The following is a 23,707-nucleotide window of genomic DNA, read 5'->3' on the forward strand; positions in this document are numbered from 1 at the left end:
TCGGCCCGGCGGCCACGGTCAGTGACGGACTACCCCTTGGTGACGGTGAGCTTGTCGCCGAGGTCGGTGGTGGCGACCTTGACGGTGTCGCCGTCGATGATCTTGCCTTCGAGGAGCTCGCGGGAGAGCGGGTCGCCGATGGCGGACTGGATGAGGCGGCGGAGCGGGCGGGCGCCGTAGACGGGGTCGAAGCCGCGGTCGGCGAGCCAGGACTTGGCGGCGTCGTTGACGTCGAGGCGCAGGCGCCGGGTCTCCATGCGGCGCTCCAGGTGGCCGAGCTGGACGGTGACGATCTCCTTGAGGTGGTCGTGTTCGAGCGCGTGGAAGATGACGATGTCGTCGAGCCGGTTGAGGAACTCGGGCTTGAAGTGGCTGCGGATCGACGCCAGGACCTGGTCGCGCTTCGCCGAGTCCTCCAGGAGCGGGTCGACCAGGGCCGAGGAGCCGAGGTTCGAGGTCATGATGAGGATGACGTTGCGGAAGTCGACGGTGCGGCCCTGGCCGTCGGTGAGGCGGCCGTCGTCGAGGACCTGGAGGAGCGTGTCGAAGACCCGCGGGTGGGCCTTCTCGACCTCGTCCAGGAGCACCACGGAGTAGGGGCGGCGGCGGACCGGCTCGGTGAGCTGGCCGCCCTCCTCGTAGCCGACGTAGCCGGGCGGCGCGCCGATGAGGCGGGCGACCGAGTGCTGCTCGGTGTACTCGCCCATGTCGATGCGGATCATGGCGCGGTCGTCGTCGAACATGAACTCGGCCAGGGCCTTCGCGAGCTCGGTCTTGCCGACGCCCGTGGGGCCGGCGAAGATGAACGACCCGGTGGGCCGGTTGGGATCCGACAGGCCCGCGCGGGCGCGCCGGAGCGCGTCGGAGACGACGGTGACCGCTTCGAGCTGGCCGACGACGCGCTCCCCGAGGACCTCCTCGGCGTGGAGGAGCTTGTGGGTCTCGGACTCCTGGAGGCGCCCGGCGGGGATGCCGGTCCACGCGGAGACGACGTCGGCGATCTCGTCGGCGTCGATCTCCTCCTTGAGCATCGGCTGGTGGGCCGGGTCGGTGTCGGCGCTGGCGAGGTCGGCCTCGGCCTGGGCGAGCTGGCCTTCGAGTTCGGGGATGCGGCCGTAGCGCAGCTGGGCGGCCTTCTCCAGGTCGTATTCGCGTTCGGCCCGCTCGGCCTGGGTCTTGAGGTCGTCGAGTTCCTCCTTGATGTCGGAGACCTTGGAGATGCGGCCCTTCTCGGACTCCCACTGGCGCGAGAGCACGGCGAGGCGCTCGCGCTGGTCGGCGAGTTCGCGCTGGAGGGACGCGAGGCGCTCGGCGGAGGCGGGGTCGTCGGTCTCGTTCTGGAGGGCGGTCTCCTCGATCTCCAGGCGGCGGACGGCGCGCTCGACCTGGTCGATCTCCTCGGGGCGGGAGTCGATCTCGATGCGCAGGCGCGAGGCGGCCTCGTCGACGAGGTCGATGGCCTTGTCGGGGAGGCGGCGGTCGGGGAGGTAGCGGGCCGAGAGCTGGACGGCGGCGACGAGGGCGGAGTCGGTGATGCGGACGCCGTGGTGGACCTCGTAGCGCTCCTTGAGGCCGCGCAGGATCGCGACGGTGTCCTCGATGGACGGCTCGCCGACGTACACCTGCTGGAAGCGGCGTTCGAGGGCGGCGTCCTTCTCGATGTGCTCGCGGTACTCGTTGAGGGTGGTGGCGCCGATCATGTGGAGCTCGCCGCGGGCGAGGGCGGGCTTGAGCATGTTGCCGGCGTCGAGGGAGCCCTCGGACTTGCCGGCGCCGACCATGGTGTGGAGCTCGTCGATGAAGGGGATGATCTCACCGTCGGAGGACTTGATCTCCTCCATGACGGACTTGAAGCGCTCCTCGAACTGGCCGCGGTACTGGGCGCCGGCGATCATGCTGGCGAGGTCGAGGAGGATGACGCGGCGGTCGCGCAGCGACTCGGGGACGTCGCCGGCGACGATGCGCTGGGCGAGGCCCTCGACGATGGCGGTCTTGCCGACGCCGGGTTCGCCGATGAGGACCGGGTTGTTCTTGGTGCGCCGCGACAGGACCTGGATGACGCGGCGGATCTCGGTGTCGCGGCCGATGACGGGGTCCACTTTGCCCGACCGGGCGGTCTCGGTGAGGTCGACGCCGTACTTCTCCAGGGCCTTGTAGCCCTGCTCGGGGTCGGAGGAGGAGATCTTGCGGTCGCCGCCGCGCAGCGTGGGGAAGGAGCTGATGAGCTTCTTGTCGGTGGCGCCGAGGTCGGCGAGGTGGCGGCCCGTCTCGCCGCCGGCCTGGGCGAGGCCGGCGAGGAGGTGCTCGGTGGAGACGTACTCGTCGCCGTAGTCGGTGGCGATCTTGTCGGCGGCGTTGACCGCGCGCAGGGAGTCGCGGGCCATGGACGGCTCGGACACCGACGGCCCGGAAGCGGACGGCAGCTCGTCGATGCGGCGCTCGGTCTCGGTGGAGACGGTGCCGGGCGTGACGCCGACGAGCTGGAGGAGGCCGGGCGCGGTGGATCCGTCGACGGTGAGCAGCGCGTCGAGGAGGTGCCAGGGCTCCACGGCGGGGTTGCCGTTCGCGGCGGCGGTGCGCGCGGCCTGGGAGATCACTTCGCGGCTCTTGGTGGTCAGGCGGTTGACGTCCACTGCGGTCTGCCTTCCTCTCGTCGGGTAGCAAGTTGAGTCTAGACGGCTCAAGTTTTAACGTCGAAACCTTACGCGTTCGCCCTTAGCGAACCGGGAAAAGCGTAAAGCCCCGAGCCCTGCGGGCTCGGGGCTTTCGGCTTCCGGACGCTACTTGCGGGCGCCGGTGAGACCGAAGATCGACTTGATCTTGGCGATGAAGCCGGGCTTGGACTTCTCGGCCCCGGCGTCGGTGGTCTCGATGGCGGGCGCCTCCGCCTGGGACGGGACGGCCTTCTCGGGGTCGGCCGCGGTCTCCTCCGGCTCGTCGATCGCCTCGGCGACCGGCTCGGTCTCGACGGTGTCAGTCGGGGCCGCCTCCGAGGGCTTCTCGTCCTCGGCGACCGGCTCCAGCTCCTCGACCGGCTCCGCCGCGGGCGCGGTGACGGGCTCGGGCTCGGCTTCGGCGACGGGTTCGGGCTCGACGTCCGCGGTCGCGGCGGCGGTCTCGGGCTCGTCGACGACCTCGGGGCCGGCGTCGGGGGCCTCGTCGACCTCGGCGGCTTCGGCGGTCTCCTCGGCCGCGGACTCCTCGTCCTCGGCGCCGGCGGTGAGCAGGTCGCGGAACTCGGCGACGGTGAGGACCGGAACGCCGGCCTCCTCGGCCTTCTTCACGCGGGGCTCGGCGGGCTTGACGGTGTCGTCGACGACCAGGTGGGTCACGGTCTTGGTGAACTGTTTGGCGAGCGCGACATCGGCGTCGGACTCTGCGATCGCGCGGGCGGTGTCGGCGTCGGGGCCGGTGCCCAGGACGATGATCCGGACCTTATCTCCCGTCTTCGTCGGCACGGGGACCTCCCTCATTCAATGGTCAGCGGTTGCAGGGCTTGAAAACCGCTTCGTGGCTGTTTTGTTGTGAGTGCTTACGCGTGCTGCCATGCACCGATGTTCAAAGGAGCGGGCGAGGTCTACCGTACCGTGCTGCGCTGGTCCAGCTCCAGAACGCTTCGGGTTGCGATCAAGACGATCCGGCTTCGCCGCCCGCACGACCCGGAGCAAAGAATTTCTTGTGTATCGGCGTCACTTTCCGGGTCGACATTCGTTAGATCCGGTGTATGAAATTCCCAGGATTGACCGACCCGAGGAGGCGAACGAATGAAGGTGGTGAGGGCATACAGGTTCGCGCTCGACCCGCGCGCCGAGCAGGTAGCGGCCTTTCTGTCCCACTGCGGCGGGCGCCGGTTCGTGTACAACCACATGCTCGCCCTGGTCAAGGCAAACCTCGATCAGCGAGAGGCCGAACGGTCCTACGGCATCGCCGAGCCGGATCTGACTCCGAACGTGGAATGGTCGGCCTACGGGCTGCGGAAGGCATGGAACTCCCGCAAGGATTCGGTCGCGCCCTGGTGGAGCGAGAACTCCAAGGAGGCATACGCCTCCGGCTGCGCAGACCTCGCCGCCGCGCTCAAGAACTGGCGCGGGTCCAAGCAGGGTAGGCGCGCCGGTAGGCCGATGGGCTTCCCACGCTTCAAGACGCGTCGCTCCCGCCTCTCGTGTTCGTTCACGACCGGTGCGATCCGCGTCGAAGACGACCGCCGACACCTCACGCTTCCCCGCCTCGGAACGATCCGCACATGTGAGAACACCGCGAAGCTTCACCGGCACCTTCGCCGCGGAACCGGCCGCATCCTGTCGGCCACGCTTTCCAAAGGGCGAGGGGGCCGCTGGTTCGTGTCCTTCACCTGCGAGATCGAGCATCGAGAACGGGTGCCTGAGCGCCCGACCGCGGTGGTCGGCGTCGACCTCGGAGTCAAACATCTTGCAGTACTGTCCACCGGCGAGTTCATTCCCAACCCGCGACACCTTGACCAGGCCCTTTCAAAACTCCGCCGGGCGGGACGTCGACTCGCCCGACGGCAGGGCCCCGCACCCGGGACTCCGCCGTCCGCCCGCTGGCTCCGGGCCCAGGACGCCCTTGCCAAAGCACATGCCCGAGTGGCCGAACAGCGTCGCGATGCCCTGCACAAACTGACCACCCGGCTCGCACGGACCTATGGCACCATCGTGGTCGAAGACCTCAACGTCGCCGGGATGGTGAAGAACCGCAGACTCGCCCGCAGGATCTCGGATGCCGGGTGGGGCGAGTTTCGGCGGCAGCTCGCGTACAAGACCGCCTGGAACGGCGGGAACATCGTGGTGGCCGACCGGTGGCTGCCCTCCTCGAAGACCTGCTCGAACTGCGGGACGGTGAAAGCCAAGCTGTCCCCGTCCGAGCGGACTTACCGGTGCGAGCACTGCGGATTCGTGCTCGACCGCGATGCCAATGCTGCGCGCAACCTGGCGAACCTGGTGCACGCAGCCGTCGACCTGGAGTTGCCGGGCGACGCTAAAACAGCCTGACAGAAACCGCACAAGACCAGCCCCGCTGGCAGCGGTACTGCTGCGGGAAGGCCGACCTGATGGTCGGTCAATCCTATGAGGATCGGATCCCATGGCAGAAGCCCACGGAATTCGAACGGCACTGCGGGCTAGCGCCGCGGGTCAGTCAACATGCCTTCGCTGAAGAGCAGACTCGATTCCGGCCACGCGGTCCGACAGCAGCGTGATGGCGCCGACCGCCCTCGACATTGGATCGTCGCTCGATCCGCCGAGGGTCTGCTCGCGGCGGAAGGCGTCCTTGACGGCCTCCCAGCGCGTCTCGCGGTCGCCGCCCAGGCGTCCTCTGAGCTCGGCGAGTTTGAGCAGGTTCGACTCCGCGCCGGAGGCGAGGGTCTGCGCCTCGCCCGCGTAGTGGTCGTCGATCACCGCTTCGAGTTCGTCGTCGTTCATGACCGGAACGACTCGTTCCGCGAGCCGGTTCATGTTCCGGTACGAGCCCTGGAGCAGGAACGGCGGCTCGGTGCGCGCGGCGTCGTCGGTCGCGGCGGACGCGATGTACGCGAGGTTGTTGCGCAGCACGGTCTCCTGGATGCGCACCAGCTTGCGGAGCACGGACAGCACCTGGTCGAGCTCGCCCGCCGAGTACGGGTGGGCGAGGCCGTCGGGGGCGGCGGTCGGGTCGCCAGCGGCAAGGCGGATGAGCAGCTGCACGTCGGCGCGGCCGCGCCCGGCGAGCGGGGCGGTCACCTTGTTCGAGGTGAGCGCGTTCTCGATGTAGGACTGGGCGAAGACCTTGTCGCGTCCGGAGAGGACGTCGCCGAGGTTCCACACGTCGGCGCGGTTGGCGAGCATATCGGGGATGCGGAACTTCTGGCCGGCCTCGGTGTACGGGTTGCCGGCCATGCACACCGCGAATCGCTTGCCGCGCAGGTCGTACGTGCGGGTGCGGCCGTTCCAGACGCCCTCCATCTTCCGCTGCGCGTCGCACAGGGAGATGAACTTCTGGAGCAGTTCGGGGTTGGTGTGCTGGATGTCGTCGAGGTAGAGCAGGACGTTCGAGCCGCATTCGAGCGCGAAGTTGATCTTCTGGACCTCGGCGCGGGCGGTCGCGTTCGGCGCGTCGGCCGGGTCGACGGAGGTGGTCTCGTGCCCGAGCGCGGGGCCGTTGACCTTGACCAGGAGCATTCCGAGCCGGTCGGCGACGTACTCCATGAGGGTCGTCTTGCCGTAGCCGGGCGGGGAGATGAGCATGAGCATCCCGGACTGGTCGGTGCGGCGGCCCTCGCCCGCGCCGGCGCCGATCTGCTTGGCGAGGTTCGCGCCGATGAGGGGGAGGTAGACGTCGTCGATGAGCTGGTTGCGCACGAACCCGGCCATCGTCTTGGGTTTGAACTCCTCGATGCGGAGGGTGCTGCGGTGCGCTTCGATGACGTCGGCGCGGCGGCGCTGGTAGGCGCGGTAGCCGGGGAGGACGTCGCGGCGGAACCGCCCGGTGCGGGCCAGGAACTCGTCGAGGCGGAAGGACAGGACGCGGTTCTCGATGCGCGCGTGGGTGCCCAGGAGGCCGGGGACTTGGGCGGTGAGTTCGGCGGCGAGGGCGGTGGCGTCGCCGGGGGCGACGAGCAGCGCGAGGGCCTCGGGGAGGTCGGCGCGGTCGAAGCGGTCGCCGTCGGCCTGGGCGGTGAAGGCGTCGAGCCAGTTCCAGGCGAGGTCCCACCGGAGTCCGACGGCGCCGAGGGCGGCGAGGTCGTCGTCGAGGGCGGCCCACGCGGTGGGTCCGATGTGGCTCTCGAAGGCGGCGAGGAGGGCGCGGGCCCGGTCGGAGGCGGCGAACGCGGTGCCGGAGGCGAGCTGCTCGGCGAGGTACTCGGCGGCGAGGCGCGGATCGGGCGTGAACGGGGACTGCGCCCGGGCGGTGAGGCCGGCGGCGGTCAGGAAGCCCGCGAGGGCGGCTTCGAGGTCGGCGACGAGGCCGGTCATGACGTCGGCGCGGCCGAAGGTGTCGCGGGCGCGGGCGAGCGAGCGGGCCTGGGCGGTCCAGGTCGCCTGGAGCGCTTTGGCATCGATGGCCTCGTCACCGTCCGCGGTGTGCCAGAACAGGCGCGCGAGGGCGCGTTCGGCGGCGGGGAAGCGCAGCAGTCCCGCGGTGCCTTGCAGGCGCAGGACCTCGGCGAGGATCGCGGCGGCGTCGGCGTCGTGGACGCCTCGCTCGTAGCCCTCGTCGTAGCGTTCGGCGGCGGCCGCGGAGACGAACTTCGGGAGGTCGGGTTCGGCGAGGAGCTTCGCGGCGCCGTGCTCGTGGAGGAGGACCGCGGCGAGGTGCTCGGACCGGTAGACGGTCTCGTCCTCGGAGGGCAGGTGCTGCTTCCAGAACCGGGCGGTCTTGCGGAACTCCGGGTCGTCGACGACGTGGCGGTAGTCGGTGCCGGTGAGCGAGAAGGCGAGTGCGTCGCCCGTGGGCACCAGCGTCAGGTCGAGGGGCTGGGTGTTGACGGGGATGCGGTGCTCGCCGAACTTGACGGCGTCGCCGTCGAAGAGGTCGATGCGGTCGGTCAGGGCCCGCCCGGCCTCGGCGCGGGCGGCGGCGATGCGGCCCTCGATCTCCTCGGCGCGGACGGTGTCGTCGAGGCCGCGGAGTTCGCCGATGACCTTGCGCAGGCGCTCGACCATCGGGTCGGTCGCGAAGTACGTGTTCACTTCGTCCAGTGAGGACAGTGTGAGGGTGCGGCGGGCGACGGCTTCGAGGATGCGGTCGGCGGAGGCCGCGAGCTGTTCGGCGCGGCGGGCGGCCTCGTCGAGGAGGTGCTGTTTGCGGGAGGAGAAGGCCTCGTAGACGTCGGTGCGCTTGTCGCCCAGCTGGGTCAGGAACTCGTCGAAGTCGGCGAAGCGGGTTTCGAGGTTCTCGATGGCGAGCAGGAGCCGGCCCAGCTGCTCGTCGCAGGCGGCGGGCGTGTCGGCGGCGCTGATCGCGGCGGTGACTGACTGGCCGAGGAGCGCGAACTCGGCGGCGAACTCCGCTTTGCCTTCGCCCACGGCGAGTTCGCGGCGGCGGGCGCCGAGCGCGGCGCGGGCGCGGTTGACGGCGGCGAGGACTTCGGAGACGCGTCCGAGGATCGCGGTGCGCACGACGGCGTCGCCGATGTCGAGGTTCGCGACGACCTCGGTGAGGGTTTCGAGGCCCTTCTGGCGGGCGTCGAGGTCCTCCAGGACCGGGTTCGCCTCGGCCACGGTCTCGATCGCCTCGGCTTTGCGTTCGAGGTCGGCGATCTGCTCGTGGTAGGCGGTGAAGGCGTCCTCGCGCTCCAGGAACGCGACGGCCCGACGCCCTGTGGTCGCAAGGGATTCGGCGACGTCGGCGGCGAGCACGTCGATGCCGGCGAGGTCGATGTAGCGGGTCTCGCGGAGCGTCACGAGGTGCCCGGAGGCGCCGCGCAGCTCGGTGAGGAGCCCGACCCATTCCTCTGCGCTCTTGGGGGTCTCGCCGCGGGCGCGGCGCAGGAGCTTGACCGTGTCGGTCTGGGCGAGTTCGAGGGCCTTCGTCGCTTCGGCGGTGAGCTCGGCGACCGTGGCGTACTCGTCGAGGACGGCCTCGGCGGTGTCGCGGACCTGGCGCAGGCTGGCGTCCAGGCCGTGGAGGCCCTCGTCGCCGAGCCAAGGGTAGTCGTCGAGGCAGCGGACGGCGGCGGCGATGAGCGCCTCGAAGACCGCCTGCGCGGGCTGCATCTCGCGGACCATGCGGGCCACCGAGAGCGCGTCGGAGACGGCGCGGACGGCCTCGGCGTTGCCGATGCGGTGGATCGGGGTGTCGCCGGATTCCGTTGCGGCGGCGTGCGCTTCGGAGCAGAACGGGGTGGCCCACACCTGCATCGGGTGGACGCGGGTGGCCTCGTCGCCGGTGCTGCGGAAGGCCACGAGGGTGCCGTCGTCGAAGACCGCGTAGCCGTGGACGCTCATCGGCGCCGCGACCTCCTTGCGGATCACGTTGTACGGCAGCAGGAGCGAGCGGCCCTCGGACTGGTCGTAGAAGACGTAGAGGACGTCTTCGCCGTTGGGCGAGCGGATGATCTTCTTGAAGCGCAGGCCGGCGCTGTCGTGGTCGAAGGTCTTGAGCTTGCCCTCGTTGAGGTAGTAGCCGCCGGGGAAGATGACGCCGTGGTCCTCGGGGAGGCGCCGGCAGGCGGCGCCGATCGCGTCGGCGCGCACCACGGTGGCGGTGCGGGTGTTGTAGACGAGGTGGCGGGCGACGGTCTCCTTGTACGGGAGGATCCGCAGGATGATCAGGGGTCCGATGCGGGCGTAGGCGATCTCGGCGTCGGCGAGGGACTGGAGGGGCTCGGCGACGGGCTCGGAGTAGACGCCCTCGCCGGAGTCGGTGTTGTCCTCGATCTTGACGGTGAGGTCGCCGTTGATGCACTCGACGAAGATCTCGTCCTCGATGGAGACGTGCGGGTGGCGGCCGGTGACGTGGTGCTCGCGGGTGGTCTGGGTCCACTCGAAGTCGTACGGCTCGGGCCAGACCGCATCGGCCTCGCCGCGCGCGTCGATGTAGGCGGCGGTGCCGTCAGGTTGGAGCTGCCAGCGCAGGACGCGCTGGTCGGCGAGCTGCTCACCGATCTTGAAGACGGCGAGGAGGCGGGTGTCGACCTCGCGGACCTGGAGGAGTTCGGCGGAGCGGTAGTACCGGTAGATCTCGGTGAAGTCGGTGGTGAACTTCGGGTCGTCGAGGACGTGGCCGGGTTCGGTGACCTCGGTGAACGCGAAATTGCCGTTGTCGCGTTCGAAGTCGTGCAGGGCGAAGACGTCGGCGACGCCGGTCTGGGACTTGAGTCCCATGTGGACGTTGTAGCCGAAGAGGAGGCGGTCCCCGACGCGGGCGATGTCGCGCGGGACGCAGTTGTTCGCGGTGCGGATGCGGGTGGTGCCCAGGAGGGTGAGCTCGGTGGACCCGAACGCGCCGGTGCGGGCGGCGTTGAGGGCCTCGGCCCGGTCGGCGAGCTCGGCGGCGTAGCCGGCGAGGCGGGAGGAGAGGACCTCGTACGTGCCGCCGTCGAGGCTCTGCGCGGCGGGGTCGGCGGGTGCGGCTGCGGCGGTCTTCTCTTCGGCCATGGGTTCCCCTGGGAGCGTTCGGGTCGGATGTCCCGCTCCGGTCCGCGGGTGCTGGTTCCAGACAGCACCCGCGAACCGGAGCGAACGGCTGATGTGCGGTGGGCGTGACGGGCCGGTCGGCCCCGGCGCCGCGGGGGCACCGCGGGCCCCTGGGGTGGCGGGGCCCGCGGTGCCCGGTCGCGGCTACCTGGCGATCTCCAGGGCGGGCTTCTCGGCGACGCCGAGTTCCCTCGCCTTGGCGAGCAGGCCGTTCAGGGCGCCTTCGTCGCCGCCGCCGTTGATGAGTTTCAGCAGCGCGGCGGAGACGGTGAGGTTCTTGACGTCCTCGGTGCCGATCCCGCCGAGGACGCCCTTGAGGTCCTCGGCGAACGACGTGGACCCGTTGCCCCACGCGGCGACCGCGGTCTGGGCGACCTCGGAGTGGGCGACGAAGCCGTCGACGGCCTTGCCGTAGCCGATGGCGCCGACGACCCGGTCGAAGAACTGGGTGTCGCCGCCGACCAGGGAGATGTCGGCCTTCGACAGCCCGGCCGCGATGACCCCGGCCTGCTGCTCGGCGATCGAGCGGCGGGCCTCGATCTCCATGGCGCGCAGCTCCTTCTCGGCTTCGAGGCGGAGGCGGTACTCCTCGTGCTCGCGGGAGGCGTTCGAGAGCGCGTCCATGGCGACGGCCTTCTCGGTGAGGCCCGCGGACTCGGCGAGCAGGCGCTCCTTGAGGGCGTTCGCGTCGGCGGTGCCCTTCGCGGCGGTCGCGGTCGCCTCGGCCTTGCCGATGGCGGCCTGGGCCTCGGCCTCGGCCTTGCCCTTCGCCTCGGCGGCCTTGGCCTCGGCGAGCCCGCCCTTCTCGATCGCGTCGGCCTCGGCCTCGCGGACCTGGACCTCGGCGAGGCCCGGGGCGGCCGCGATGGCCTGGTCCCCTTCGGCCTGGCGGATCTTCGCGCGGGCTTCGAGCTCGGCGGCCTGCTGGGCGGCCTCGGCCTCGGTGAGGCGCTGGCGGGCGAGGTGCTTGGAGGCGACCTCGGCGGCCTCGGCGCGCTTGATGTCCTTGACGAGGCTCTCCTGCGCCTCGGCCTCGGCGAGGATGATGACGCGCTGGCGCTCGCGCTCGGCCTCTTCGGTGGCGCGCAGGCGCTTGATGCCCTCTTCCTGCTCGGCGACGGTCTTCTCGACGGCGATGCGCTCGCGGATGACGTCGGCGATGTCGCGCTTCTGCGCTTCGAGCTCCTTGTTCGCGGCGATGCGGGCGAGTTCTTCCTCGCGTTCGCGGGCGACGACTTCGAGGACGCGGTCCTTCTCGATGCGCTCGGTCTCGACGGCGAGGACGCGCTCGCGGTTCTTCTCGGCGACGGCGATCTCGCGGAGGCGGTTCTCGTGCTGGATGCCCGTGGCCTCCTCGGTCTTGATGCGCGCGGTCTCGGACTTGAGGCGCTCCTCGGCCTGGACCTTCTGGACCTCGGCGGACTCGCGGGCGCGGAGGGTCTCGATCTCGCGCTGCTGGCGGATCTCGGCCTCGGTCTGGCGGCGTTCGAGTTCGAGGACGGCCTCGCGGGCCTCGACGTCCTGGCGCTTGATCTCCTTCTCCTCGTGGCGGCGGTGCTCGTTGGTGGTCACCGACTCCTTCGCCGTGAGCTCGGTGATCTTGCGGATGCCCTGCGCGTCGAGGATGTTCTTGGGGTCGAGCTGATCCATGGGGGTCTGCTCGAGGTAGTCGATCGCGGCGTCCTCAAGGGAGTAGCCGTTGAGGTCGGTGCCGATCACGTTGAGGATGCGGTCGCGGAACTCGTCGCGGTTGGTGTACAGGTCGGTGAAGTCGAGCTGCTTGCCGACGGTCTTGAGCGCCTCGGCGAACTTGGCGTTGAACAGCTCCTGGAGCGTTTCCTGGTCGGAGGCGCGCTTGGTGCCGATGGCGCCGGCGACGTTGAGCACGTCGTCGACCGTGGCGTTGACCCGCACGAAGAACGTGATGGAGATGTCGGCGCGGATGTTGTCCTGGCAGATCAGGCCGTCCTTGCCCGCGCGGTTGATCTCGATGGTCTTCACCGAGATGTCCATGTACTCGGCCCGGTGGATGATCGGGAGGACCAGCGCGGAGGTGAACGAGACCTTCCGGGTGCGGAGCTTGGTGACGACGAGCGCCTGGCCGGGGGCGACCTTCCGGTAGAGCCGGACGATCATGAGCAGCAGGCCCAGGAAGATGAGGGCGGCGACCACGAGCGTGATCAGGGTAGCCGAGTTGGAGGCGTCCATTCGGTGGTTCCTTACGAGACTTCGAGGGGGGTCGGAAGTTACGGGCGTGGCTTCACGATAGCCAAGGCCCGCCGGTCGCGGGGTCCGCGCGGGCGCCCGCGGCACGATCCCGGGACGGGCGAAGTCCTCAAAGGCCCCTTATACCCCGAGCATGTCCAAGTCCGGAGGAAGCGCGACCGGGACGACGAGGAACACCTGGTCGACCTGGTCGTAGTCGAAGACGACGACCTTGGAGTGGCGCGCGAAGAGGCTGTCGTCGATGCCCGCGGGCTCGTGCGCGGAGCGGCGGACGTTGATGAGGATCACCGCGCCCTCCTCGTCGATGACCTCGGCCTGACCGGAGTCGAGGGTGACGGTGCCGGTGCGGACGATGCACACCTTGCCGACGAGGTCGGCGTGGTTCGTGGCGGGCGCGTCGTCGAAGAGCCGCGCGAGCGGGCGCGTCAGGAGCTTCGCGCCGAGCATGCCGACGCCGAGGCCGGCGACGAGCACGGCGATGCCGGAGGCGGCGGCGGGGATGAACACGTCAGCGCTGCGCACCCACGTGGTGCCGAGGACGGTGACGATCCAGCCGAGGGTGATCCACAGGGACAGGACGACGGTGAAGGGGACCGCGCCGAACCCGAACGCGCCCCAGAAGCCGCCGGCCTCGATCTCGGGGTCGGGGCCGACGTCGACGACGTCCACGTCGAGGGCGCCCACGACGACGGCGAGCCAGTACAGGACCACGAGGACGAGCCCGAAGGAGAAGACGACCGGAGGGAAGGATAGGGCGATATCCAGGAACTCACTCATGGGGCACGGGTCCTTCTCGGCGAATCCGGGGGACGGCTCGCGGACGCCGCGGGGCGGCGCGCGGGTCGCGTCGACGGTTCTGCTGTGGGCCGTGCGCGCGGGGCGTTCCGCACGCGCGGGTATGGCGGGTCAGGGCACTCGCGGGTCAGCGAGATCGGGCTTGCTTCTAGGGTAATGCACGCGTCCCTCCGGGGGAAGGTTGCGCAAAGCGGACGTTCGCGCCCGCGCCACGGCGCGCCGTGGCGTCCCGCGATAAGGTGTGACCGGTTGTACAGTCGCCGTCCGGGCGCGCCCGGTGCGGTCCCGAACCCGCTTGAAGGGGAGGCCAGGTGCCCGGTTTCCAGACTGCGCTGGCGAACGCGGCCGCGGCCTGCGACACGGCCGCCGCCCGGGCCGCCCTCGCGGCCCAGCGGCTCGGCGACGCCGCCTTCCAGACCCCTGTGGACCCCGCGCTCCTGGCCGCGGAACGTCAGATATCCGACGCGGCCGCCGCCTCGGCCCAGCACCTGCGCACCGATCCCGAACTGCTCCAAGCGGGCCGCATCGTCCTGCACGAGGGCCGCTCGATCCCGCTGCTGGTCCCGTTCGGGTCCCGCGGGCACCTCGCGACCTCGGTCGACGCGCGCGTCGAGGGCGTCGCGGCCCTGGTGCGGACCGCGGTCCTGCACGCCGTGGCGACCCGCGAACCGAACGGGCTGCGCGTCGTCGGCATCGACACCGCGACCCTCGGCGCCTCGTTCGCGCCCCTGCGGCCCCTCGCCGACGCGGGCGTCATCGAAGCGGTCGCGACCGACGCGCGCGCCGCCGCCGATGCCGTCGCGCTCGCCGAATCCCAAGTGGCCGAGCACATCGCGGGCCGCCGCACCGACCGGCTCCTGCTCGTCGTCGCCTCCCTCGGCGACGCGCCGCGCACCCTCGTGGAGCGGATCGACGCGCTCGCGAGGTCCGGTCTCGCGCACGGGGTCACGGTCCTCGGCTGCGGCCTCCCGGACCTCCCGCAGGCCGCCGTCATGCACGCCGTCGGGGACCATGTCGAGGTCGCGAACCCGCCCGCGGCGCCGTTCGGGCGCGGCGACCGCCTGGCCGCGCCGGTCGCCTGGCCCGAGGCCCCCGACCCGTCGTTTCTGGCGGGCGAGGCCCTGCGGCTCGCCGAGCGCGCCAGGGCCGCCGCGACCCTCACGTTCGCCGACCTCATCCCGGCGACCCCCGAGGCCGGCGACCCGGCCCGGGGCCTGGAAGTCCTCATCGGGCGCGACGCGGCCGGGGAGGTGCGGCTGCGGTTCGACGACGCGACCCCGCACTGGCTCGTCGGCGGACGCACCGGCGGCGGCAAGACCGTGTTCCTCCTCGACGTCCTGTACGGGCTCGCGTCCCGCTACGCCCCTTCGGATCTGGCGCTGTTCCTCCTCGACTTCAAAGAGGGCGTGTCGTTCACCGAGTTCATCCCGACCGAGCGCGACCCGAGCTTCATCCCGCACGCGCGGGCCGTCGGCGTCGAGTCCGACCGCGAGTACGGCCTCGCGGTCCTCAAGACCCTCAACGAGGAGATGACGCGGCGCTCGAACGTCATGAAGCGCTACGGCACCAACTCGTTCGCGGGGCTGCGCCAGCACGAGGCGTACCCGCGGATCGTGTGCGTCGCCGACGAGTTCCAGGTGCTCCTGGCCGGGAACGACCGGGTCGCCTCCGAAGCGGTGGCGCTGCTGGAGAACCTGGCGCGCAAGGGCCGCTCGTACGGCGTCCACCTCGTGCTCGCCTCGCAGACGATCTCCGGCATCGAGGCGCTGTGGGCGAAGAAGGACTCGATCTTCGGGCAGTTCCCGATGCGCATCGCCCTGCCCGGCGCGCGCACCGTCCTGGAGCCCAACAACGATGCGGCCGCGCGGATCTCGCTCGGGCAGGTCGTCGTCAACCCCGAGGGCGGCACCGCCGGGGCCGACCGGATCGCCCGCTTCCCCGACACCGACGCCGAGGTCATGCTGCGGCTGCGCGAGCAGCTCGGGCGGGCCCACGCCGGGGTCGGCGCGCCCCGCGTCTTCTACGGCTACCGGCCCGTCCACCTCGCCGACGCCCTTCCGGGGGAACGGAAACCGGGACGCGCGCTCCTGGGCCGCGAGGTCTCACTCCACCTCGCCGCCGCCGGCGTCGACCTCGACCGCCGGCCCGGCCGCAGCCTCGCGATCCTCGGCTCCGACCCCGTCGGCGGCGAAGCCCTCGAAGCCGCAGTGGAAACCTTGGCGGGCAACGGGACCCAGGTGTGGGGCGTCGACTTCACCGGCCACGCCGACCTGCGGCGCACCGCCGCGCAGGTCGCCCCTGACGCGTTCGCGGCGACGCTCGCCGAGATCCCCGACGGCACCGTCCTCGCCGCCTGGGGCCTCGACGCCGCCGCCCTGGACGCCAAGGGGCAGAAGGCCCTCCGCGACCTCCTGCGGACCGGCCCGGCCCGCGGCGTCCACCTCCTCGGCTGGTGGCGCAACCTCCGCCGCTTCACCGACGACATCGGCGGCAGCGCCGGACGCGAGGACGTCGCCTGCGCGCTCGTCCTCAACCTCCCCGGCTCGGAGATCATGGGCCACTTCGGACCCCAGTTCCAGCACTGGGCGCCCCGGCCCGGGCGGGCGCTCCTGGTCGACCGGCACGCCGACACCGCGGGCGGGCGCCTCGTCGTCCCGTTCTCGCGCCCCGAAGGCCACGCGCCCGGCCCGCAGCGCAGCGGCGAAGGCTCGATCGAGAGGACCCGCCAGTGAGCGCCTTCGACGACTACCTCGCGCAGCTGCGGCGCCTCGACGAGGCCCGCCGCACCGCCGACGAGGCCGCCGCCCGGACCGCCACGGTCGCTGAGACCCTCGGGCAGCGCACGCAGCGGCTCGCCGAGCAGGCCGCCTCCCAGCGGGCCGCCGTCGACGAACTCGCCCGAACCGCCCGCACCGCGCCCCCGCAGCGCAGCGCCGCACCCGCACCTCTGGGCGACCCGAACGCCGAACTCGCCGCCGCCGAACAGGACCTCCATACGGCCGCAACCGAACTCGACGACGCCAAGTACCTCGCCCACCGGGCCCCGTGGCTGCCTCGGTGGCGCGCCGACGAGCGCAACGGGCTGGTCTACGGGGTGTTCGCGCTCGCGTGCGTCGTCGTGCAGCTCTTCGTGCTCCGCACCGTGCGCGCCGACGACCTCACCGGCGCGATCGTCCTCGGCGCGATCCTCATCGCCGCACCGCTGGCGGCGTTCTGCCTGGGCTGGTTGACGATCGGCGTCGCCTCGCGCCCGCGCATCGGCGACGAGCACGCGAAACTGGAGCGGAACTTCCGCCTCGGCCTCGTCCTGTGCGGCTCGACCCTGGTGGTCGCGTGCCTCGGGTTCTTCAGCTAGAGCGGCGGCGCTTGATCAGATAGACCAGCCCGACGACCGGCAGGACCAGCGGGACGTACCCGTACCCGGAACCGAAGTGGGACCAGACCGACGGCTCGGGGAACCAGCCGGGGTCCGCGAAGCTCAACGCGCCCACGGCGAGCACGCCGACCAGTTCGATCCCGACCGCCGCGAGCGCGGTGCGGGCCGCGCCGCGGATGATCGCGACCGCCGCGACCAGGTAGATCGCGGCGGCGACGGCGCTCAGCGTGAAGCTCACCGGCGCGTCACCGAACTTGGTCGCGACCTGGTAGCCAGCGCGGGCGCCCGCCGAGACCGCGAACACGACGTAGACGAGCACGATGAGGCGGCCGAAGCCGTCCGCGAGCGACCGCGGGGCCCGCGCCTGGGGTTCAGCCGACATGGATCTGGAACTCCCAAATCTGGTGGATGCGCAGCAGCAGCGCCGCGACGACGACACCGGAGGCCGCCACGGTGCCGATGCCCCAGCGGCTGCGGTCGATCGAACCCCAGAAGGCCGCCGCGACCGGCACCAGCAGGGCCGTGACCAGATACGAGAAGAACAGCGCCTTGCCGCCGCCGGCCTCGCCCGGCACCATCGCGATCCCGACGACCAGCTGCGCGAGCAGCACGGCTTCGAGGACGCCGACGCCCACGAAGTGGCGCCGCCCCACCCGCTGCGAGCGGGCGGTCTCGACGAAGAACCAGGCGCTCATCGCCAGCGCCGCGGCCTGGGCGGCCAGGTAGAGCCATTCGATCACGCACCCGACGCTAATACAGGCCCGCGGCGGCGGGTCCGGGCGGCCGCCGCGCCGTGATCCGGATCGGGCACCGCTAATCTCAGTGGACCCTCGAATCCCTCGACCACCACGCTCCGGAGAACTCCATGCGCTTCGTCAAGTCGGCCGGCATCGCCCTGGGCCTGTTCCTGTGGGTCGCCGTGCCCCTCACCGTGGTCGTCTGGTGCGTCTCCTACCTGTTCTGGGGCGAGTACCGGACCGCGACGGTCGAACCGAACCCGGACGAGCCGTTCTGCGTGGGCACCTGGTGCACCGACGGGAACTGGATGCGGTCGGGCGCGACCGTGGACCAGGGCTCGGGCCCGGAGCCGATCACGATCCTCGGCGACTACGAGGCCGGCATGGAGCCGGACGTCCTGGTCGGGCCCCTGCCCGGGCTCGGCCTGCCGTCCCGGTTCGAGGCGCTGCTCCCGCTGATCCTCGTCTTCCCGGCGCTCGCGAGCGGCGTGGGCGTGAACCTCGCGATCCTGAGCAGCGTCCGGAGCCGGTAGCCGCGCGCTTCAGAACCTCGGCGCCGTCACTCCCCGCGGCTAGACTTCGCTGCATGGCAGACCTCACCCACGTGGACTCCCACGGCAGCGCCCGGATGGTCGACGTGTCCGGCAAGGACGTGTCGCAGCGTTCGGCCCTGGCGACCGGCCGCCTCGTCACCACGCCCGAGGTGGTCGCGGCGCTGCGGGAGAACTCCCTGGCCAAGGGCGACGCGCTCGCGACCGCGCGGATCGCGGGGATCATGGCCGCGAAGCGCACCCCGGACCTGGTGCCGCTGTGCCACCCGATCGCGATCAGCGGGGTGAAGGTCGAGTTGACGGTGACCGACGAGGGCGTGGACATCGCCGCGCGCGTCAAGACCGCCGACCGCACCGGCGTCGAGATGGAGGCCCTGACTGCCGTGTCGGTCGCGGGCCTCACGTTGGTGGACATGGTCAAAGCGGTCGACCCGGCCGCGGTCATCACCGACATCAAGGTGGAAGAGAAGCTCGGGGGGAAGACCGGCGCATGGCACAGGTGAAAGTGACCGTGGTGGTCGCCTCGAACCGGGCGGCCGACGGGGTGTACGAGGACGAGTCGGGGCCGATCCTCGTGGAGGGCTTCCGCGCCGGCGGCTTCGACGTGACCGGCCCGGTCGTCGTCCACGACGGCGCCGAGGTCGGCCGGGCGCTCCGGCAGGCCGTCGCCGACGGCGCCGACCTGGTGGTCACCTCCGGCGGGACCGGCCTGACCACGCTCGACCTGACCCCGGAGGAGACCAGTTCGGTCGTGGACTTCGAGGTCCCCGGGATCGCCGAGGCGATCCGCGCGGTCGGCCTCGCGAAGACCCCGCACGCGGCCCTGTCGCGCGGCATCGCCGGCGTCGCCTCCCGGACCCTGATCGTGAACCTCGCCGGGTCGAGGGGCGCCGCGAAGGACGGGCTGACCGTGCTGACGGCGAAGTTCGTGAAGCACGCGGTCGCCCAGCTGCACGACGGCGACCATGAGAGGAACGCATGACCGACCCCATCACCTGGACGCAGGCCCGCGAGACCGCTTGGGCCGCAGGCTACGACGCGAAACCGGCCCCCGCCGAGCTGGCGTTCGACGAGGCCGCCGGGTCGGCGCTGGCCGCGCCGCTCGTGGCCGTGTCGGACCTGCCCGCGTTCCCGACCTCCGCCGTGGACGGCTGGGCGATCGCCGGGCCGGCCCCGTGGCGGATCGCCGGCGAAGTGCTCGCCGGGCAGATCCCCGAGAAGCTCGGTTCCGGTGCGGCCGTGAAGATCGCGACCGGCGCGCAAGTGCCCGAAGGCACCGACGGCATCATCCGGTTGGAGCACAGCGCGGTCGAGGACGGGTTCGTCGACGGCCCGCACGCGCCCGAGTGGCGCGAGGCCGGCGAGGAGGCCCGGCGCGGCGAGGAGCTGCTGCCCGCGGGCACGCCCGTCACCCCGCCGGTGATCGGCCTGGCCGCGGCCGCCGGGCACCTGACGCTGCCCGCGCACGGGAGGCCGCGCGCCCGCGTCGTCGTCTTCGGCGACGAGCTGCTGACCAGCGGCGTCTCCGGGAAGGGCCGGATCCGCGACGCGCTCGGCCCGATGGTCCCCCACCTGCTCACGGCCGCGGGCGCCGACGCCGGGCCGAGCCTCGGCCCGGTCGAGGACACGCTCGAAGCGCACGTCGCGGCCCTGCGCGAGGGACTCGCCGACGCCGACCTGGTGTGCACCACCGGCGGCACCATGGTCGGCCCGGTCGACCACCTGCACGCCGCGCTCGCCGAGATCGGCGCCGAGTACGTGCTCAACACCGTCGCCGTGCGCCCGGGGTTCCCGATGCTGCTGGCGCGCACCGCGGACGGGAAGTTCATCGCCGGGCTCCCCGGCAATCCGCAGTCGGCCGTGATCGCGGTCGTCACCATCGTCGCGCCGCTCCTGGCGGGCCTGCGCGGCCTGCCGCTGCCGCCGCTGCGCACGGTCGAGCTCGCCGAGGACGTGCCGGGCCGCGGCTCGTTCACGCACCTCGCGCTGGTCGACCCGGCCGGGCGGCGCCTGGCCCACCACGGTTCGGCGATGCTCCGCGGCCTCGCGGGCGCCGCCGGGTTCGCCGTGGTCCCTCCTGACGACGCGGCCTCAGCCGGGCGCGTCGTCGACCTCGCGACCGTTCCGGGGGTTTGGCAGTGAGCAACGTGATCAGGACCGAAGTCGTCGACGCCCCGCTCGACGTCCAGGAGCATGAACGGGCGGTCGCCGCCGCCGAAGCGGGCGCGGTCGTCTCGTTCGCGGGCGTGGTCCGCAACCACGACCACGGCCGCGGGGTCCTCTCGCTGTCCTACGAGGGCCACCCGTCCGCGGACGAGGAGCTGCGGCGGATCGCCGAGGAGATCGCGGCGCGGCCCGGGGTGCGCGGCGTCGTCGTCTCGCACCGGGTCGGCGACCTCGCGATCGGCGACCCGGCGCTGGTGGGGGCCGTCGCGGCCGAGCACCGCAAGGAGGCGTTCGACGCCTGCGCCGACCTGGTCGACGAGGTGAAGGCCCGCCTGCCGATCTGGAAGCACCAGTACTTCGACGATGGCACGGACGAATGGGTGAACTGTCCCTGAGGACCCGGCGGCACAGCGGAGTGAGTGAACTGCCCCTGAGTCAGCTCTCGGTGGTGCCGGCGTCGTTCTTTCTGCGGCCCAAGGTCTTCACCAGGACCACGCCGCCGACGACGATGATGAGCAGGCCGAGCAGGATCGCCGCGAGCGCGGCGCCGGCGTTCGAGTCCTCTTCGGCCGCTGCCGCGGTGGTCGCCTCCTCGGACGACGACTCGGGGGCCGCCGAGGTCTGGGCGGCGCTCTCGGTCGCGTCGGTCGTCGGCTTCGAGCCGGGCGCGTAGAGCCCCTCGGGGATCGACTCGACGGTGAATTCGAGGGAGTCGTCGATGCGGTGCCCGTCCTCGGAGATCACCCGGAACGCGACCATATAGGTCCCGGGGGTCGTGTACAGCATCGGCTGGGTGAACGTGTCGCCGTCGTACGCCGGGTCGGCCACGTCGATGACCGCACCGGCCGGGTCGGTCACCGCGATCTCGGTGGAGGGCCCGTCGAGGTTCTCCGAGAACGTCGCCGACACCTCGGCGGGCGCCTCCGCGAGGACGGCGCCGTCCTCGGGGTCGGTGCCCGTGAGCGCGGCGTGCGCGGAGGCGGGGGCGGCGGTCACCAGGGACCAGCCCAGCGACATCGCCCCGCCGGCCAGGGCGGCCAGCGCGAGCGCGATGCCGCCTTTGATTCGGGTCGTCTGCATTTCGCCATAGTGCCACGGCCGGACCGGTTCCCCAGTGGGGGAATCGTCACACCGCCTACCAGGGGACGAGACGCGATCACACACCGTCACCGGGTTGCGCGAAAAAGGCCCGGTTGGCGGAGATAGTACCGCTCACCCTCGTGTTGACGATCGCCGGAAGTTGTGGTGTGCTTACGTCCATGGTTGAACCGATCCGATGGGGAATCCTGGCGACCGGCGGAATCGCATCGACCTTTGTGGAAGATCTTGCCCTCCTCGACGATTGCCGCGTCACCGCTGTGGCCTCTCGATCGGCGGAGCGCGCCGCCGCGTTCGCCAAGAAGTACGACATCCCTCACGCCTTGGACTCCGTCCAGGCGCTCGCGGCGAGCGACGAGGTGGACATCGTCTACGTCGCGACCCCGCACTCCCATCACTATCTGCCGACGCTCCGGCTGCTGGAGGCCGGCAAGCACGTGCTGTGCGAGAAGGCGTTCGCGTACAACGCCGCACAGGCCAGGACGATGTTCGACGTCGCCCGCGAGCACCAGCGGTTCCTCATGGAGGCCATGTGGACCCGCTGCAACCCGGCGATCCGGGAGATGCGGCGGGCCATCAAGGAGGGCATGATCGGCGAGGTCGTGTCCGTCAACGGGAACTTCTCGTTCGGCGGCGGCGACCTGCCGCCCTCGCACCGGCTGCGCAATCCCGAGCTCGCCGGCGGCGCCCTGCTCGACCTGGGCGTGTACCCGGTGACGCTGGCGCACCTGGCGCTGGGCGTCCCCGAGTCGGTGTCGGCCGTCGCCGTCATGGACGAGGTGACCGGCGTCGACGCGCAGACCGCGATCACCCTGAAGTACCCCAAGGCGGTCGCGCAGCTGTCGTGCTCCTACCGCGGCGGGCCCGGGAACGAGGTCGTCATCGCGGGGACCGAGGGCCGGATCGAGCTGCGGGACTACGCGTACCGGCCGAGCGGGTACACGCTGGTCCGGTACGACGGGCCGTCCCGGGAGTTCGAGGCGCCGTACGTCGGCCACGGCTACGTCCACGAGGCGCTCGAAGTGCACCGCGCACTGCGGCAGGGCCGGCTGGAGTCGACCCTGGTGCCGCCGCAGTCCACCATCGAGGTCATGGAGATCCTCGACGAGGTGCGGGCCCAGATCGGGCTCCGCTACCCCGGCGAGACCCACCCGAAGCAGTCTTGACATCCTCCTCGCGCCCTAAAGGGACGAGGATTCCCGGCTCGGGCACCGTTGACACGGCACCGCTACGGACGGGTTCCTCATTCTGTCCCATGCGGGGGTTGCGGAGTCTGCCAGGTGTCCCTGGTCTGACGTCTCCTCCAGAGGCGTTTACCGTGTCCGAGTGCCCCTCGGCCACCATACGTTTACCTTCACGGCGAATATTGATCTCCGCGTTCGCATCCCGGTCATGGATCGCGCCGCACCCGCAGGCCCACTCCCGGGCCTTCAAGCCCTCCAAGCCCTTCGGTCCGGTGAGCGCCCCGCACGCTGAGCACAACCGGGTGGACGGGAAGAACCGGTCGACCTTGACGAACGTCCGGCCCGAACGTGCGGCCTTAGATTCGAGCCGGGCAAGGAACATGCCGAACGACGCGTCATGAATCGACTTCGCCGCCCGCCCCCGAGCCAGGCCCTTGACACACAAGTCTTCGACATAGAGAGCTTGGTTCTCGCCCACCAACATCTTCACCCGCTTGTCGACCCAATCGGACCGGGTGTCTTTGATCTTCTCGTGGACCTTCGCGACCCGAACCCGGGCCTTGGCCCGGTTCGCCGAGCCCTTCGTCTTGCGGGCCAGCACCCGCTGCGCCTTCCCAAGCTTCCGTTCGAGCTTGCGGAAGAATTTCGGTGACTCGATCACCCTGCCCCCGCGCAGGACCGCGAAATCCTTGAGCCCGAGATCGATCCCGGTCTCAGCGTCCGGATCGGTGAGCGGTTCGAGCAGGTTCGCGCCATCCTCGACGGCTACGACGAAACTTGCGTAGTACTTCCCCGTTGGCGTCTTGACGACCGTGACCGAGCTGGACTCGGAAGGCATTGCCCGAGACCAGGCCACCTTCACGTCCCCGATCTTCGGCAACCGCAGGCGCCCGTTCCCGAGCACCTTGAACCGGGCGTTGCGGGTGAACCGGATCGTCTGCGTGTTCGACCGCCGCTTGAACCGCGGCGGGCCCACCCGAGCCCCGGCTCGCTTCCCCTTGACCGAAGCGAAAAAGTTCTGGAACGCCCGGTCGGCATCCGCCAAAGCCTGCTGGAGCACCACGGCCGACACCTCGGCGAGCCACGACCGTTCAGGAGTGCGTTTCGCCTCGGTGATCAACTGCTTCGACAGGACCGCCGTGGTCGGGTACGGCAGACCATCGGCGTGTGCGTGCTTCCTCGCAGCCACCGCGTCGTTGTAGACGACCCGGGCCGACCCGAACGCCCGCGCGAGCGAAACCCGCTGTGGCGCTGTCGGATACACCCGGTACCGATAACGAAGTAGCACCCCTCAAACCTAAACCAAGGGTACGACAATTCAGTGGATCTCTGCTCACCCCAGCCCCGTTCCGCGGGACTGCGAGCAGGCAATCGCCCGGATTCACCTCCGCCATAAATGACGGAGCCCTCTCCGGAAAACCGGTAGCGCGGTGCGCGGGCT

The 23,707-nt window shown here is 71.1% G+C and carries 18 protein-coding genes; 9 read left to right on the forward strand and 9 right to left on the reverse strand.

The features are described 5' to 3' along the window. Positions 1-29 precede the first annotated feature (29 nt). Positions 30-2,633 carry an ATP-dependent chaperone ClpB gene (clpB, locus tag DI269_RS25200; protein WP_112141160.1) on the reverse strand — a complete coding sequence of 868 codons (2,604 nt, stop codon included), beginning with the start codon at positions 2,631-2,633 and terminating at the stop codon, positions 30-32. A gap of 147 nt (positions 2,634-2,780) precedes the next feature. Next, positions 2,781-3,458, reverse strand: a complete 678-nt coding sequence (locus tag DI269_RS25205; protein ID WP_112141162.1) for a hypothetical protein — start codon at positions 3,456-3,458, stop codon at positions 2,781-2,783. 306 nt (positions 3,459-3,764) lie between these two features. Here DI269_RS25205 and tnpB point away from each other — a divergent pair, with 306 nt between their 5' ends. Next, positions 3,765-5,009 carry an IS607 family element RNA-guided endonuclease TnpB gene (gene tnpB / locus DI269_RS25210; protein WP_112141165.1) on the forward strand — a complete coding sequence of 415 codons (1,245 nt, stop codon included), beginning with the start codon at positions 3,765-3,767 and terminating at the stop codon, positions 5,007-5,009. 141 nt (positions 5,010-5,150) lie between these two features. Here tnpB and DI269_RS28740 read toward each other — a convergent pair whose 3' ends face one another. The 3 genes from DI269_RS28740 to DI269_RS26640 form a co-directional block, all read right to left on the reverse strand. Continuing rightward, positions 5,151-10,094, reverse strand: coding sequence for a DNA repair ATPase (locus DI269_RS28740; protein ID WP_112141167.1), 4,944 nt, complete (start codon positions 10,092-10,094; stop codon positions 5,151-5,153). A 183-nt stretch (positions 10,095-10,277) separates the two neighbouring features. Next, positions 10,278-12,341 (reverse strand): SPFH domain-containing protein, encoded by a 2,064-nt coding sequence (locus DI269_RS25220; RefSeq protein WP_112141169.1) that lies wholly within the window; start codon positions 12,339-12,341, stop codon positions 10,278-10,280. Between the two features lie 138 nt (positions 12,342-12,479). Beyond that, entirely contained in the window at positions 12,480-13,136 is a 657-nt protein-coding gene (locus DI269_RS26640) for a DUF1449 family protein (RefSeq protein ID WP_115509868.1), read from the reverse strand. Positions 13,137-13,465: 329 nt separating this feature from the next. Here DI269_RS26640 and DI269_RS25230 point away from each other — a divergent pair, with 329 nt between their 5' ends. Next, positions 13,466-15,886: an FtsK/SpoIIIE domain-containing protein gene (locus tag DI269_RS25230; RefSeq protein ID WP_112141171.1), complete on the forward strand. Its 2,421-nt coding sequence runs from the start codon at positions 13,466-13,468 to the stop codon at positions 15,884-15,886. Then, positions 15,883-16,509, forward strand: a complete 627-nt coding sequence (locus DI269_RS25235) for a hypothetical protein (RefSeq protein ID WP_112141173.1) — start codon at positions 15,883-15,885, stop codon at positions 16,507-16,509. The genes DI269_RS25230 and DI269_RS25235 overlap by 4 nt, the downstream gene beginning before the upstream one ends. Here the strand turns inward: DI269_RS25235 and DI269_RS25240 are convergent. Both DI269_RS25240 and DI269_RS25245 read right to left on the reverse strand, forming a co-directional pair. Further along, entirely contained in the window at positions 16,502-16,912 is a 411-nt protein-coding gene (locus DI269_RS25240) for a hypothetical protein (protein WP_112141175.1), read from the reverse strand. The two genes, DI269_RS25235 and DI269_RS25240, sit on opposite strands and share 8 nt — an antisense overlap. After that, positions 16,902-17,270 (reverse strand): hypothetical protein, encoded by a 369-nt coding sequence (locus DI269_RS25245; protein WP_112141177.1) that lies wholly within the window; start codon positions 17,268-17,270, stop codon positions 16,902-16,904. The genes DI269_RS25240 and DI269_RS25245 overlap by 11 nt, the downstream gene beginning before the upstream one ends. Before the next feature lie 125 nt (positions 17,271-17,395). Here DI269_RS25245 and DI269_RS25250 point away from each other — a divergent pair, with 125 nt between their 5' ends. The 5 genes from DI269_RS25250 to DI269_RS25270 are packed head-to-tail and all read left to right on the forward strand — an operon-like array spanning position 17,396 to position 20,379. Next, positions 17,396-17,800: a hypothetical protein gene (locus DI269_RS25250; protein WP_112141179.1), complete on the forward strand. Its 405-nt coding sequence runs from the start codon at positions 17,396-17,398 to the stop codon at positions 17,798-17,800. A 53-nt stretch (positions 17,801-17,853) separates the two neighbouring features. Continuing rightward, complete coding sequence (moaC, locus tag DI269_RS25255; RefSeq protein WP_112141181.1) at positions 17,854-18,321, forward strand: cyclic pyranopterin monophosphate synthase MoaC; 468 nt, start codon at positions 17,854-17,856, stop codon at positions 18,319-18,321. After that, positions 18,309-18,800 (forward strand): MogA/MoaB family molybdenum cofactor biosynthesis protein, encoded by a 492-nt coding sequence (locus tag DI269_RS25260; protein WP_112141183.1) that lies wholly within the window; start codon positions 18,309-18,311, stop codon positions 18,798-18,800. The genes moaC and DI269_RS25260 overlap by 13 nt, the downstream gene beginning before the upstream one ends. After that, on the forward strand, positions 18,797-19,960 hold the full coding sequence (locus tag DI269_RS25265) for a molybdopterin molybdotransferase MoeA (protein ID WP_112141185.1): 1,164 nt from the start codon (positions 18,797-18,799) through the stop codon (positions 19,958-19,960). The genes DI269_RS25260 and DI269_RS25265 overlap by 4 nt, the downstream gene beginning before the upstream one ends. After that, positions 19,951-20,379, forward strand: a complete 429-nt coding sequence (locus DI269_RS25270; protein WP_112141187.1) for a molybdenum cofactor biosynthesis protein MoaE — start codon at positions 19,951-19,953, stop codon at positions 20,377-20,379. Before DI269_RS25265 ends, DI269_RS25270 begins: the two co-directional genes overlap by 10 nt. Before the next feature lie 40 nt (positions 20,380-20,419). On the opposite strand, the gene DI269_RS25275 is transcribed toward DI269_RS25270, so the two are convergent. Next, entirely contained in the window at positions 20,420-21,064 is a 645-nt protein-coding gene (locus DI269_RS25275) for a copper resistance CopC family protein (RefSeq protein WP_112141189.1), read from the reverse strand. 179 nt (positions 21,065-21,243) lie between these two features. Here DI269_RS25275 and DI269_RS25280 point away from each other — a divergent pair, with 179 nt between their 5' ends. Then, on the forward strand, positions 21,244-22,248 hold the full coding sequence (locus tag DI269_RS25280) for a Gfo/Idh/MocA family protein (RefSeq protein ID WP_112141191.1): 1,005 nt from the start codon (positions 21,244-21,246) through the stop codon (positions 22,246-22,248). On the opposite strand, the gene DI269_RS25285 is transcribed toward DI269_RS25280, so the two are convergent. Next, positions 22,172-23,554: an RNA-guided endonuclease InsQ/TnpB family protein gene (locus tag DI269_RS25285; protein WP_198667744.1), complete on the reverse strand. Its 1,383-nt coding sequence runs from the start codon at positions 23,552-23,554 to the stop codon at positions 22,172-22,174. The genes DI269_RS25280 and DI269_RS25285 overlap by 77 nt on opposite strands. Positions 23,555-23,707 lie beyond the last annotated feature (153 nt).

Origin of the sequence: Glycomyces dulcitolivorans, assembly GCF_003265355.1 — a bacterium.
Taxonomy (GTDB): Bacteria; Actinomycetota; Actinomycetes; order Mycobacteriales; family Micromonosporaceae; genus Glycomyces; species Glycomyces dulcitolivorans.

Excerpts from the sequence above, each read along its gene's own strand:
- DI269_RS25250 (WP_112141179.1), top strand. The coding sequence starts at position 17,396 with ATGCGCTTCGTCAAGTCGGCCGGCATCGCCCTGGGCCTGTTCCTGTGG.
- DI269_RS25265 (WP_112141185.1), top strand. The coding sequence starts at position 18,797 with ATGACCGACCCCATCACCTGGACGCAGGCCCGCGAGACCGCTTGGGCC.
- moaC (WP_112141181.1), top strand. The coding sequence starts at position 17,854 with ATGGCAGACCTCACCCACGTGGACTCCCACGGCAGCGCCCGGATGGTC.
- tnpB (WP_112141165.1), top strand. The coding sequence starts at position 3,765 with ATGAAGGTGGTGAGGGCATACAGGTTCGCGCTCGACCCGCGCGCCGAG.
- DI269_RS28740 (WP_112141167.1), bottom strand. The coding sequence starts at position 10,094 with ATGGCCGAAGAGAAGACCGCCGCAGCCGCACCCGCCGACCCCGCCGCG.
- DI269_RS25275 (WP_112141189.1), bottom strand. The coding sequence starts at position 21,064 with ATGCAGACGACCCGAATCAAAGGCGGCATCGCGCTCGCGCTGGCCGCC.
- DI269_RS25220 (WP_112141169.1), bottom strand. The coding sequence starts at position 12,341 with ATGGACGCCTCCAACTCGGCTACCCTGATCACGCTCGTGGTCGCCGCC.
- DI269_RS26640 (WP_115509868.1), bottom strand. The coding sequence starts at position 13,136 with ATGAGTGAGTTCCTGGATATCGCCCTATCCTTCCCTCCGGTCGTCTTC.
- DI269_RS25260 (WP_112141183.1), top strand. The coding sequence starts at position 18,309 with ATGGCACAGGTGAAAGTGACCGTGGTGGTCGCCTCGAACCGGGCGGCC.
- DI269_RS25280 (WP_112141191.1), top strand. The coding sequence starts at position 21,244 with ATGGTTGAACCGATCCGATGGGGAATCCTGGCGACCGGCGGAATCGCA.
- DI269_RS25240 (WP_112141175.1), bottom strand. The coding sequence starts at position 16,912 with ATGTCGGCTGAACCCCAGGCGCGGGCCCCGCGGTCGCTCGCGGACGGC.